10 protein-coding genes are annotated in these 12,906 nt (G+C 71.6%); 4 read left to right on the top strand and 6 right to left on the bottom strand.

The window, feature by feature from the left end; all coding sequences use genetic code 11:
- The first annotated feature begins 34 nt into the window (after positions 1-34).
- A complete protein-coding gene (locus ABEB09_RS27965) occupies positions 35-2,176 on the top strand; it encodes an ATP-binding protein (protein WP_345692679.1) in 2,142 nt (713 codons plus the stop codon).
- A 27-nt stretch (positions 2,177-2,203) separates the two neighbouring features.
- On the opposite strand, the gene rpsD is transcribed toward ABEB09_RS27965, so the two are convergent.
- A complete protein-coding gene (rpsD, locus tag ABEB09_RS27960) occupies positions 2,204-2,818 on the bottom strand; it encodes a 30S ribosomal protein S4 (protein ID WP_023589640.1) in 615 nt (204 codons plus the stop codon).
- A gap of 191 nt (positions 2,819-3,009) precedes the next feature.
- Between rpsD and ABEB09_RS27955 the strand changes: the two genes are divergently transcribed.
- Positions 3,010-3,711 carry a DUF2470 domain-containing protein gene (locus ABEB09_RS27955; RefSeq protein ID WP_345692678.1) on the top strand — a complete coding sequence of 234 codons (702 nt, stop codon included), beginning with the start codon at positions 3,010-3,012 and terminating at the stop codon, positions 3,709-3,711.
- A gap of 40 nt (positions 3,712-3,751) precedes the next feature.
- Here the strand turns inward: ABEB09_RS27955 and ABEB09_RS27950 are convergent, their stop codons facing one another.
- The 4 genes from ABEB09_RS27950 to ABEB09_RS27935 form a co-directional block, all read right to left on the bottom strand.
- Positions 3,752-5,134: a replication-associated recombination protein A gene (locus ABEB09_RS27950; RefSeq protein ID WP_345692677.1), complete on the bottom strand. Its 1,383-nt coding sequence runs from the start codon at positions 5,132-5,134 to the stop codon at positions 3,752-3,754.
- 90 nt (positions 5,135-5,224) lie between these two features.
- Positions 5,225-5,845 (bottom strand): vitamin K epoxide reductase family protein, encoded by a 621-nt coding sequence (locus ABEB09_RS27945; protein WP_345692676.1) that lies wholly within the window; start codon positions 5,843-5,845, stop codon positions 5,225-5,227.
- 136 nt (positions 5,846-5,981) lie between these two features.
- The gene (gene hisS / locus ABEB09_RS27940) at positions 5,982-7,244 is read right to left on the bottom strand and encodes a histidine--tRNA ligase (protein ID WP_345692675.1); all 1,263 of its coding nucleotides are present in this window, start codon (positions 7,242-7,244) and stop codon (positions 5,982-5,984) included.
- Positions 7,245-7,256: 12 nt separating this feature from the next.
- Complete coding sequence (locus ABEB09_RS27935; RefSeq protein ID WP_345692674.1) at positions 7,257-7,964, bottom strand: MBL fold metallo-hydrolase; 708 nt, start codon at positions 7,962-7,964, stop codon at positions 7,257-7,259.
- Between the two features lie 139 nt (positions 7,965-8,103).
- Here ABEB09_RS27935 and ABEB09_RS27930 point away from each other — a divergent pair, with 139 nt between their 5' ends.
- Positions 8,104-8,889, top strand: coding sequence for a peptidylprolyl isomerase (locus tag ABEB09_RS27930; RefSeq protein ID WP_345692673.1), 786 nt, complete (start codon positions 8,104-8,106; stop codon positions 8,887-8,889).
- A gap of 174 nt (positions 8,890-9,063) precedes the next feature.
- Complete coding sequence (locus ABEB09_RS27925) at positions 9,064-10,293, top strand: DUF349 domain-containing protein (RefSeq protein WP_345692672.1); 1,230 nt, start codon at positions 9,064-9,066, stop codon at positions 10,291-10,293.
- A gap of 91 nt (positions 10,294-10,384) precedes the next feature.
- Here the strand turns inward: ABEB09_RS27925 and ABEB09_RS27920 are convergent, their stop codons facing one another.
- Positions 10,385-12,871, bottom strand: coding sequence for a RelA/SpoT family protein (locus tag ABEB09_RS27920; protein WP_345692671.1), 2,487 nt, complete (start codon positions 12,869-12,871; stop codon positions 10,385-10,387).
- Positions 12,872-12,906: the final 35 nt, after the last annotated feature.

Below are 12,906 nucleotides of genomic sequence, written 5' to 3'. Positions count from 1 at the left end.
CGCAGCGCGTTGTCGTCGGTACGCTCCGTGTCCCATGCGACGGAGCAATCTCCCGGCCGAGCTCAACCACTTCGTCGGACGGGCCGGTGAACTCGCGCACGTGCGGGAGCTGCTGGCGGACTTCCGGCTCGTGACGGTCGTCGGGGTCGGCGGTGTGGGCAAGTCCCGGCTGGCGGTCCAGGTGGCACGCGGGGTGCAGAAACGCTACTGCGACGGGGTGCGGCTGGCGGAGCTGGCCATGCTGCGCGACCCGCACGTGGTGGACCACGCGCTGGTGGAGGCGCTGGGGCTGACCGACCAGACGAGCAGACCGCCCCGCGAGGTGCTGGTGGACCACGTCGCGGACCGGCGGATGCTGCTGGTCCTCGACGGCTTCGAGCACCTCGTGGAGGAGTGCGCGGGCCTGGTGCGCCGGCTGCTGGTGGGCGCGCCGGGGCTGACGGTGCTGGCGGCGGGGCGCCGGCCGCTGCGGCTGGACGGGGAGGCGGTGCTGCCGCTGGCGCCGATGTCGGACGAGGACGCGGTACGGCTCTTCCTGGACCGGGCCGTGGCGGCGCTGCCCGGCTTCCGTGCCGTGGAGCCGGCGCCCGTGCGGGAGCTGTGCCGCCGGCTGGACGGGATTCCGCTGGCGCTGGAGCTGGCGGCGGGCCGGCTGCCGGCGCTGACGGTGGAGCAGGTGCTGCACCGGCTCGACGACCGGTTCCGGCTGCTGACGTGCGGGAACCGCGAGGTGCTGGGCCGCCACCAGACGCTGCGGACGGCGATCGGCTGGAGCCATGAGCTGTGCACGCCGGAGGAGCGGCTGCTGTGGGCGCGGCTCTCGGTGTTCGCGGGGCCGTTCGACCTGGACGCGGTGGAGTACGTGTGCAGCGGCCCCGACCTGCCGGCGGAGCGGGTGCTGGACGTGCTGGGCGAGCTGCTGGCCCAGTCGGTGGTGATGCGCGAGGAGAGCCCGGCGGGGCTGCGCTACCGGATGCTCGACACGGTCGCGGCGTACGGGGCGGAGTGGCTGGACGCGCTGGGCGACACCGAGCGGCTGCGGCGCCGGCACCGGGACTGGTACATGGGCCTGGCGACCTGGTGCGAGCTGGACTGGTTCAGCCCGCGGCAGGCGGAGGTGGCCGCGTGCACGGAGAGCGCGCTGCCGAATCTGCGGGCGGCGCTGGAGCTGTGCCTGGAGGAGCCGGGCGAGGCGCATCTGGCCCAGCACCTGGCGGGGACGCTGTGGTTCTACTGGGTGGGGTGCGGGCGGCTCGCGGAGGGGCGGCACTGGCTGGACCGGGCGCTGGCCCTGGAGTCGGGGCACGAGGACGCGCGACTGAAGGCGCTGTGGGTGCTGGGCTACGTGGCGATCCTCCAGGGCGACTCGACGGCCGCGGTGGGCGCCCTGCACGAGTGCGGGCAGCGGGCGGAGCTGGCGGGGAACGCGCTGGCGACGGCGTACTCGACGCACCGGATGGGGTGTCTGGCGCTGCTGTCGGACGACATGCCGCGCGCGGAGGAGCTGCTGGGCCGGGCCCTGGCGGCGTACCGGGAGCTGGGCGAGCTGAACAGCCAGGTGCTGATGGGGCAGGTGGAGCTGGCCATCACGAAGGTCTTCCAGGAGGACCTGGAGGCGGCGGTGGCGCTGTGCCAGGAGGTCCGCGAGGTCTGCGAGGAGCGGGGCGAGCGGTGGACGCGGGCGTACGCCCTGTACGTGCTGGCGTATGCGGCGTGGACGCGGGGCGATCACGCGGAGGCGCGGCGGCTGCTGGACGAGTGCGTCACGATCGACCACGCGTTCCACGACCTGGTGGGGCTGGTGCTGGCGATCGAGCTGCTGGCGCTGGTGACGGCGAGCGAGGGCGATCCGGCGGAGGCGGCCGTGCTGCAGGGCGCGGCGGGGCCGATGTGGGAGGCGGTGGGGCCGCCGCTGTTCGGCTCGGCGTACTTCAGCGCGCCGCGCCGGCTGTGCGAGGGGCGGGCGGTGGAACTGCTGGGTGCCGAGCGGTTCGCGGCGTACGTGGCGGAGGGCGGCGCGCTGTCGCTGGACGAGGCGGTGGCGCGGGCGCTGGCGGGCCGGGAGCGCCGGACGGAGGGCCCGTCGGGGCCGCCGCGGGGCGGGCGCCCGCAGGTCCCGGACATGCGGAAGCCCGCCGGCTCCCCCACCGGCAAGGGCGGGGAGGCGGCGGGCTGAAACCGCGGGGGTCGTCCTACGTCCGGGTCAGCGGGCGTAGTACTCGACGACCAGCTGCTCGTCGCAGATGACCGGGATTTCCTTGCGGTTCGGCTCGCGGTCGAGGCGGAAGGCCAGGGCCTTCAGGTTGACCTGCAGGTAGCGCGGGGTCTCACCCTCGGGGGCGAAGCCACCCTCGCGCGCGACCTGGAAGAGGGTCTTGCTGCGGGAGCGCTCGCGGACCATCACGACGTCGTCCGGGCGGACGCGGAAGGACGGCTTGTCGACCTTCTGGCCGTTGACCTCGATGTGGCCGTGGACGACCATCTGACGGGCCTGGTAGATGGTGCGGGCGATGCCCGAACGCAGGACCAGGGCGTCGAGGCGGCGCTCGAGCTCGACGACCAGCGCCTCGCCCGTCTTGCCCTCGGCCTTCTTGGCGCGGTCGTAGGCGCGCGCCATCTGGCGCTCGCTGATGTCGTACTGGGCGCGCAGACGCTGCTTCTCGAGCAGACGGACCTTGTAGTCCGAGTTCTGCTTGCGGCCACGGCCGTGCTCACCCGGCGGGTACGGGCGGGCCTCGAAGTACTTGACAGCCTTGGGCGTCAGCGCGATGCCGAGCGCACGCGACTTCTTGACCTTGGGACGCGACTGGTTAGGCACGTTCTCCAGACCTCCGAAATAGGTTAGGTTAGGCTCACCTTACTCAAGGAGATCGCATGTCTCGCCCTGGGAACACCAAGCGCATCACAGACAGCAACACAAAGAACGATGCCTCTCAACAGAGCATCGGTGTGACGGAGGTCCGATCAGCTCATGGTCAGCCGCGTCCCAGCGGGCTTGATATCGCGCGGATGCCGTCAGCAGCCGAGCGCACACGAACTCTCGTACAGAGTACATCCTCCGCGGCACTGCTGATTCCCGGGGCCGAAGCGGCCCTCCCCCAGCAGCTGATGCCCGACGCCCGGACGGTGGGCACCGAGGGTGAACTGTTCCTGCTGTTCCCGGCCGACTCCCCCGCCGTACGGGCCGCCACCCACGCCCAGGCCGACGAGCTGCCGGCCGTGCTCGAACTCACCGACGTGGCGCCCGTGGCCGTCCCGGACCGCATCCGCGGCCGCGCCTGGGTCTCCGGCTGGCTCACCACCGCGCCCGGCATCGCCGACCCCGGCCACATGATGCTGCGGCTGGAGGTCGGCGAGCTGTACCTCGACGACCTGTGGGGCGCCGGCACGGTCGACCCCGACGACTTCGCCCGGGCCGTGCCCGACCCGCTCACCCCCTACGAGACCGAGCTGCTCCAGCACCTGGCCGCCGCCCACGACGAGCAGATGATGTCCCTGTCGTCCCTGCTCGGCGACCGGGCCGGCGCGGGCGACTCCGCCGTACGGCGGGTCACGCCGCTGGCCCTGGACCGCTTCGGGCTCCGGGTGCGCTGCCGGAACGCCGAAGGGCGCTGCTTCGACGCGCGCTTCGACTTTCCCGAGCCCGTACGGAACGTGCACGGGCTGCGCCGCGCCATGCACGCCCTGTTCGAGGCGGCCCAGGAGGACTGAGCCTTGCCCACGGGGCCTGCCACACGGCCTGCCACGGGGCTCAGCCCTCGGAGGCCTTGCCGTCCGACGGGCGCGCCTCGCCACGGAGCCGTTCGCGGACCCGCTCCACCACGTCGGCGTACCGCGCCTCCGCGCCGTAGCGGGTCGGCTCGTAGTAGCGCCTGCCGTGGATGGCGTCCGGTGCGTACTGCTGGGCGGCGATCCCGCCCGGGACGTCGTGCGGGTACACGTACCCCTGCGCGTGCCCCAGCTTGGCCGCGCCCTTGTAGTGGCCGTCGCGCAGATGGGGCGGGACCGGCCCGGCCAGTCCGCCGCGCACGTCGGCCTGGGCCGCCTGGATCGCGGTCGTCGCCGCGTTCGACTTCGGGGCCAGGGCCAGGGCGATCGTGGCGTGGCTCAGGGTCAGCGCCGCCTCCGGGAAGCCGATCATCGCGACCGCCTGGGCCGCCGCCACGGCGAGCGGCAGCGCGGTCGGGTCGGCCAGGCCGATGTCCTCGCTCGCGGAGATCATCAGCCTGCGCGCGATGAACCGCGGGTCCTCCCCCGCCTCGATCATCCGCGCCAGGTAGTGCAGCGCCGCGTCCACGTCCGAGCCCCGGATCGACTTGATCAGCGCGCTGGCCACGTCGTAGTGCTGGTCGCCGTCCCGGTCGTACTTCACCGCCGCACGGTCGACGGTCTCCTCCAGGGTGGCCAGCGTGATCTCCGCCTCGCCCTTGTCGATGGCCGCGCCCGCCGCCGCCTCCAGCGCGGTCAGCGCCCGCCGGGCGTCGCCGCCGGCGATGCGCAGCAGATGCGCCTCGGCGTCCGACGGCAGCGAGACCGCACCGGCCAGACCGCGCTCCTCGGTCAGCGCCCGCTTCAGCAGCCCGCGCAGGTCGTCGTCGGTCAACGGCTCCAGCGTGAGCAGCAGCGAGCGGGACAGCAGCGGCGAGATCACCGAGAAGTAGGGGTTCTCCGTCGTCGCCGCGATCAGCGTCACCCAGCGGTTCTCCACGGCGGGCAGCAGCGAGTCCTGCTGGGCCTTGCTGAACCGGTGGATCTCGTCCAGGAAGAGCACGGTCTCCTTGCCGAAGCCGCCGGCCGCGCGCCGGGCCCCGTCGATGACCGCGCGGACCTCCTTGACGCCCGCGGTGATCGCGGACAGCTCCACGAACCGCTTGTTGGTCGCCTTGGAGACCACGTACGCCAGGGTCGTCTTGCCGATGCCCGGGGGGCCCCAGAGGATCACCGAGGAGGAGCCGGCGGGGCCGCCGTTGCCCTCGCCCACCAGGCGGCGCAGCGGGGAGCCGGGCTTCAGCAGATGCTGCTGTCCGACGACTTCGTCGAGCGTGCGGGGGCGCATCCGGACCGCCAGGGGCGTGCTGGACGGCTCCTTCTCCTGGCGTTCTTCGGCGGCGGCGGTAAAGAGGTCGGGCTCCACACCGTGAAGCCTATGTCAGCCCACTGACAGCGCGGCCGGCCGTGCGCCGGCCGCCGGCCGGTCCGGTCGGCTCGTCCGTCAGCCGGTCCGTCAGCTGGTCCAGAAGTCCCACCAGCGCGTGAGGATCAGCATGCCGATGATCCCGATGTGCAGGACCGGAAGGACCCACGTGAACTCGTCGAAAAAGCCGCGCAGCCAGCCGGGCGCGGGCAGGACGCCGCGGCGGACGTTGTGCGAGGTCACGTACCAGAACATGACGATCGTCGCGAGCCAGGCGAGGCAGCACCACAGGCACAGCGCGTTGATCTCGTACAGCGACTGCTGCATCAGCCAGGTGCAGAAGCCCACGCCGAACAGCGTGCCGGAGTTGAGGCCGAGCCAGTACCAGCGGCGGTAGCGCGCGCCGGCCAGCAGGCCGACACCGATCGCGACGACCATGCCGTACGTGACGAGCCCCAGCATCGGGTTCGGGAAGCCGAACACCGAGGCCTGCTCGCTCTTCATGATGTTGCCGCAGGACACCACGGGGTTGAGGCTGCACCCCGGGGTGAAGTTCGGGTCCTCCAGCAGCTTGAACTTGTCGAGCGTGATGACCCACGCGGCGAGCAGCCCGGCCGCTCCGGTGACGACCAGCATCCATGCGAACGCCCGGCTCGCACCGATGGCGCGGGAGTCTTCGCGCACCTCGTCCTCAGCTGAAGTCGTCGTCATACCGGCCGTCCGTCGTCAGTTGGCTGCTGGGCAGTGGTCATTGTGCCGCAATCATGACCTTGACCACCGTTCGATGGGGATAAGGAAGGGCGGTCCGCCTCCGTCGGCGTCCCGCCCTTCCCCCCGCGCTGTCCGGTCAGGCCGGCTTCGCCTGGAGCGTGGCGACGATCGCGTCGAGCGCCACCGGCTCCTGCTCGCCGGACTCCATGTCCTTGAGCTGGACCACGCCCTCGGCGAGGTCGCGCTCACCGGCGACGATCGCGTACCGGGCGCCCGAGCGGTTGGCGTTCTTCATGGCGCCCTTCAGGCCCTTGCCGCCGAAGGAGAAGTCCGTGGCGACCCCGGCCCGGCGCAGCTCGGTGACGACGCCGAACAGCACGCGGCGCGCCTCCTCGCCCAGCGGGACGGCGTACACGCTGGTGCTGGCCGGGATGTCGAGCGTGATGCCCTCGGCCTCCAGTGCCAGGACCGTGCGGTCGACGCCCAGCGCCCAGCCGACGGACGGCAGCGCGGGGCCGCCGATCATCTCGGACAGGCCGTCGTAGCGGCCGCCGCCGCCCACCGCGGACTGCGCGCCGAGTCCGTCGTGCACGAACTCGAAGGTCGTCCGCGTGTAGTAGTCGAGGCCACGGACGAGCTTCTCGTCGTCCTCGAAGGCCACGCCCGCCGCCTGGAGCAACCCGCGCACTTCCTCGTGGTACGCCTTGCAGGCGTCGCACAGGTAGTCGCGCAGCATCGGCGCGCCCACGAGCTGCTTCTGGACCTCGGCGCGCTTGTCGTCGAGGACCCGCAGCGGGTTGATGTCGATACGGCGGCGAGTGTCCTCGTCCAGGTCGAGGCCGCGCAGGAAGCCCTGGAGGGCGTCGCGGTAGACCGGGCGGCACTCCTTGTCGCCGAGCGAGTTCAGCAGGATGCGGAAGTCGCTCAGGCCGAGGGAGCGGTAGGCCTGGTCGGCGAGGATGATCAGCTCGGCGTCGAGGGCGGGGTCCTCCGCGCCGATCGCCTCGGCGCCGACCTGGGAGAAGTGCCTGTAGCGACCCTTCTGCGGGCGCTCGTAGCGGTAGTACGAGCCGGAGTACCAGAGCTTGACCGGGAGGTTGCCGGCCTTGTGCAGGTTGGCCTCCAGCGCCGCGCGGAGCACGGAGGCGGTTCCCTCGGGGCGCAGGGCGAGTTCGTCGCCGCCCTTGGTGGTGAGGGTGTACATCTCCTTGGTCACGATGTCGGTGGACTCACCGACACCGCGCGCGAACAGCTCGACGTTCTCGAAGCCGGGCGTCTCGACATAGCCGTAGCCGGACTTCTTGAGCGGCGCGGCGATCGCCTCGCGCACCGCCAGGTACGTCGCGCTGTCCGGCGGAAGCAGGTCGTACGTGCCCTTGGGGGCCTGGAAAGTACTCACGGAAGTCTCTCGTCACATTCCTCGTCGGGGAGCCGCGGGGCTCCCGAGGCCGGCGGCCACCTCCCGCAGGTACGGGTTGGTGGCGCGCTCGCGGCCGATGGTCGTCTGGGGGCCGTGGCCGGACAGCACCACGGTCGAGTCGTCGAGCGGCAGGCACACGCGGGCCAGCGACGCGAGCATCTCGTCCATGTCACCGCCGGGCAGGTCGGTGCGTCCGATGGAGCCGGCGAAGAGCAGGTCGCCCGAGAAGAACACGGACGGCACGTCCGCGGCCTCGGGCATCCTGAAGGTCACCGACCCCTTGGTATGGCCGGGCGCGTGCGCGACAGAGAACTCCAGACCGGCCAGCTCGAGGCGGGCGCCGTCGGTCAGCTCCCGGACGTCGTCCGGCTCCCCCACGGTCAGCTCCCCCAGCAGCGGCATCCCGATGGAGCGGCCGAGGGCCTTCCCGGGGTCGCTCATCATGTACCGGTCGGCGGGGTGGATCCAGGCGGGCACGTCATGGGCTCCGCAGACCGGGACGACGGACGCGACATGGTCGATGTGGCCGTGGGTGAGCACGACGGCCACGGGCTTGAGCCGATGCTTCTTGAGCGTCTCCTCGACTCCCTGGGCGGCCTGGTGGCCCGGGTCGATGATCACGCACTCCTCGCCGGCGGCGGGGGCGACCAGGTAGCAGTTGGTCCCCCAGGCCCCGGCGGGGAACCCGGCAATGAGCACGATCGTCCTTAAGAAGTCGTCCGGCGGAAGAATGCAGCAGATCAGAGCCTACCGGCGGTGCTCATTCCACAGCCAACCCGTATACGGTACGGGCACACCAGACCCCGACAGAACAGACGAGCGACAAGGAGAAGACCCGGTGGTCAGCAGCGATCAGCGGCGGCGGCAGCTCGCCCGGGAGAAGTACCTGCGGCAGCAGCAGCGCCGTGAGGAGGCGCACAAGAAGGCCAAGCGCCGCAACGCGATCATCGCGTCGTCGCTGGCCGTGGTGCTCGCCGCGGGCGCGGCCGCGTACGCCTCGGTCGGCCTGGCCGACGGGGACAAGGACAGCGGCAACGCCGCGTCGGACGCGGTCACCCCCACGCCGAGCGAGCCGACGTCCTCCCCGGAGCCGAAGCCGGCGATCGACGCCAAGGCGAAGTACACGATGTCGCTGAAGACCAGCCAGGGCGACATCTCGATCGCGATGGACGCCGCGAAGACGCCGCGCACGGTGAATTCGTTCAAGCACCTCGCCGACAAGAAGTACTTCGACGGGACGAAGTGCCACCGGCTCACCACAGACGGGATCTTCGTGCTCCAGTGCGGCGACCCGAGCGGCGACGGCACGGGCGGCCCCGGCTACAACATCCCGGACGAGAACCTGACGGCGCTGGGCAAGGCGGGCGCCGACGGCAAGGTCACCTTCCCCGCGGGGACCGTGGCCATGGCCAACACCGGTCAGCCGGGCACGGGCGGAAGCCAGTTCTTCCTCGTCCACAAGGACACCAAGCTGCCCCCGACGTACACGCCGTTCGGCACGATGGACGCGGCGGGCCTGAAGGCCGTCCAGGAGATCGCCAAGGGCGGGGTCGAGGGCGGTGCCCCGGACGGTGCCCCCAAGAAGGCCGTCACCATCGAAAAGGCCACGGTCAGCAAGAAGTGACCTACCGAATTTCGGTGGCGCTGAGTGCGGACAGCCGGGTGGCGGTTCGCCTAGATTGACGTTGTGCAGCACGGGCCGAAGCCGCGCTGCGGAGCGCGGGCGACGCCCGTCAGGAAACTGTGGACGATGCCCGGGGGGTGGAACCCCTCGTGGGCATCATGTGGAGGAGGCGCTGTGAGCAGCGACCCGTGGGGCCGCGTCGACGAGACGGGCACCGTGTACGTGCGTACAGCCGACGGCGAGAAGGTCGTCGGATCGTGGCAGGCCGGCACTCCCGAGGAGGCCCTGGCCTACTTCGAGCGCAAGTACGAGGGCTTGGTTGTCGAGATCGGCCTCCTCGAGAAGCGGGTGAAGACGACCGATCTGTCGGCCAAGGACGCGATGGCCGCGATCGACCACATCCGCCAGCAGGTCGACGAGCACCACGCCGTCGGCGATCTGGACGCGCTGCGGGTGCGCCTCGACAAGCTGGTCGAGTCGGTCGAGGCGCAGCGCGAGGAGCGCAAGGCGCAGAAGGCCAAGCAGGCCGACGAGGCGCGGCGCGCCAAGGAGGCGCTGGTCGAGGAGGCCGAGCAGCTGGCGCAGAGCGAGCAGTGGCGGGCCGCGGGTGAGCGGCTGCGGGCGCTCGTGGACACCTGGAAGGGCCTGCCGAGGCTGGACCGGAAGTCCGACGACGAGCTGTGGCACCGCTTCTCGCACGCGCGGTCGGCGTTCTCCAAGCGGCGCAAGGCGCACTTCGCGGCGCTCGACGCGCAGCGCGAGGAAGCCCGGCGGATCAAGGAGCGGCTGGTCGCCGAGGCGGAGTCGCTGTCGAACTCCACCGACTGGGGCGCGACGGCCGCGCGCTACCGCGAGCTGATGGCGGACTGGAAGGCGGCCGGCCGTGCGCAGCGCGAGTACGAGGACGACCTGTGGAACCGTTTCCGCGGTGCCCAGGACGTGTTCTTCGCGGCGCGCGGCGCGGTGTTCGCCGAGCGGGACGCCGAGCAGAACGAGAACCTCAAGCTGAAGGAGGAGCTCGCCGCCGAGGCCGAGAAGCTGGTGCCGGTGACGGACCTGAAGGCCGCGCGTGCGGCGTTCCGGGCCATCAACGAGCGCTGGGAGGCCATCGGCCACGTCCCGCGGGACGCGCGGCCGAGGGTCGAGGGCCGGATGCACGCGGTGGAGCGGGCGATCCAGGAGGCCGAGGAGGCCGAGTGGCGCCGGACGAACCCGGAGGCGCGGGCGCGTGCCGCGGGTCTGACGGGTCAGCTCCAGGAGGCCGTGGACAAGCTGCGCAAGCAGATCGACGCGGCCCGGGCCGCGGGCAACGACGCGAAGGCCGACAAGCTCGCGCGTGAGCTGGAGGGCCGGCAGGCGCTGCTGGACCAGGCGCTGAAGGGTCTGCAGGAGTTCGGCGGCTGACGTTGCCGGGCGGCCGGTGTCGGCCGCACAGGGACGACAGGGCGAAGGGCCGGTACGGGATTTCCGTACCGGCCCTTCGTGCGTCCCGCCGCTACGGCCTGCGGGCCGAGGTCACGCGGTACACGTCGTAGACGCCCTCCACGCCCCTGACGGCCTTCAGGACGTGGCCCAGGTGCTTGGGGTCGCCCATCTCGAAGGTGAAGCGGGAGGTGGCCACCCGGTCGCGGGACGTCTGGACGGCCGCCGACAGGATGTTGACGTGCTGGTCGGACAGGACGCGGGTGACGTCCGACAGGAGCCGGGAGCGGTCCAGGGCCTCGACCTGGATGGCGACGAGGAAGACCGACGACTGGGTGGGGGCCCATTCCACGTCGAGGATCCGCTCGGGCTGCTGCGACAGCGAGTCGACGTTGACGCAGTCGGCGCGGTGAACCGATACGCCGCTGCCGCGCGTGACGAACCCGATGATCGGGTCGCCGGGCACGGGCGTGCAGCAGCGGGCCAGCTTGACCCACACGTCCTCGACGCCCTTGACGACGACGCCCGGGTCGGCCTTGGTACGGCGCTTGCCGCGGCCGCGGGCGGGCGGCGCCGACTCGGCGATGTCCTCGGTCGCGGCCTCCTCGCCGCCGAGGGCCTGCACGAGCTTCTGCACGACGCCCTGGGCGGCGACATGTCCCTCGCCGATCGCCGCGTACAGCGACGAGATGTCGGGGTAGCGCATCTCGTGCGCGAGGGTGACCAGGGAGTCGCCGGTGAGGATGCGCTGGATCGGCAGGTTCTGCTTGCGCATCGCGCGGGCGATGGCGTCCTTGCCCTGCTCGATCGCCTCGTCGCGGCGCTCCTTGGAGAACCAGGCGCGGATCTTGTTGCGGGCGCGCGGCGACTTGACGAAGCCGAGCCAGTCGCGGGACGGGCCGGCGCCGGCGGCCTTGGAGGTGAACACCTCGACCAGGTCGCCGTTGTCGAGGGTCGACTCGAGCGGGACGAGGCGGCCGTTGACCCGGGCCCCTATGGTGCGGTGGCCGACCTCGGTGTGGACGGCGTAGGCGAAGTCGACGGGGGTGGCCCCGGCGGGGAGCGCTATGACATCGCCCTTGGGGGTGAAGACGAAGACCTCGTTGCGGGACAGGTCGAAGCGCAGGGACTCCAGGAACTCGCTGGGGTCCTCCGTCTCCTTCTGCCAGTCCAGCAGCTGCCGCAGCCACGCCATGTCGTTGATGGCGTCCTTGTCCTTGCCGCCGGCCCTGGGCGTGTCCGTGCGCACCTTGGAGGCGCCGGCGACGGCGTCCTGCTTGTACTTCCAGTGCGCGGCGATGCCGTACTCGGCGCGGCGGTGCATGTCGAACGTGCGGATCTGGAGTTCGACGGGCTTGCCGCCCGGGCCGATGACCGTCGTGTGGAGCGACTGGTACATGTTGAACTTCGGCATCGCGATGTAGTCCTTGAACCGGCCGGGGACCGGGTTCCATCGCGCGTGGACGGTGCCGAGGGCGGCGTAGCAGTCGCGGACCGTGTCGACGAGGACGCGGATGCCCACCAGGTCGTAGATCTCCGCGAAGTCACGGCCGCGGACGATCATCTTCTGGTAGACGCTGTAGTAGTGCTTGGGGCGGCCGGTGACGGTGGCCTTGATCCGGGCGGCCCGCAGGTCGGACTGGACCTCGTCGGTCACTATGGCCAGGTACTCGTCGCGCTTGGGCGCCCGCTCGGCGACGAGCCGGACGATCTCGTCGTACATCTTGGGGTAGAGGATGGCGAAGGCCAGGTCCTCCAGCTCCCACTTGATGGTGTTCATGCCCAGGCGGTGGGCGAGCGGCGCGTAGATCTCCAGCGTCTCGCGGGCCTTCTTCTCCTGCTTCTCCCGCTTGAGGTAGCGCATGGTGCGCATGTTGTGCAGGCGGTCCGCGAGCTTGATGACGAGGACGCGGGGGTCCTTGGCCATGGCGACGACCATCTTGCGGACGGTCTCGGCCTGGGCGGCCTCGCCGAATTTGACCTTGTCGAGCTTGGTGACGCCGTCGACGAGGAGGGCGACCTGGTCGCCGAACTCCCTGCGCAGGTCCTCCAGTCCGTACTCGGTGTCCTCGACGGTGTCGTGGAGGAGGCCCGCCATGAGCGTGGCCGGGTCCATGCCCAGCTCGGCGAGGATGGTGGTGACGGCGAGCGGGTGCGTGATGTACGGGTCGCCGCTCTTGCGCTTCTGGCCGCGGTGCCAGCGCTCGGCGACCTGGTACGCGTGCTCGATCTGGCGGAGGGTCGCCGTCTCGATCTTCGGGTCGTTGCTGCGGACGATGCGGAGCAGGGGCTCCAGGACCGGGTTGTACGGCGATGAGCGCTGCACGCCGAGGCGCGCGAGGCGGGCGCGCACGCGGTTGGACGAGCCGCCGGCGCGGGCCGGGGCGGGCGGCGCGGGCTTGGGCGCCGAGACGGGGGCCGGGTGGGCGGCGCGGGGCGGCACCGCGGGGGCCGGCTCGGGGGCCGCGCCGGTGTCCGGCGGCGTGGTGGGGGCCGCCGCGGCCTTGTCGGCCCGCTGATCGGGGTTCGCGGCGGAGAGTGGCTGGGCCTCGTCTGGCAAGAGCGCTCCTCGTGCGGGTCCGGGTCCCCCGGTGA

This window comes from Streptomyces coeruleoprunus (assembly GCF_039542925.1).
GTDB lineage: Bacteria > Actinomycetota > Actinomycetes > Streptomycetales > Streptomycetaceae > Streptomyces > Streptomyces coeruleoprunus.
This window is presented reverse-complemented; position numbering and strand designations above follow the sequence as displayed.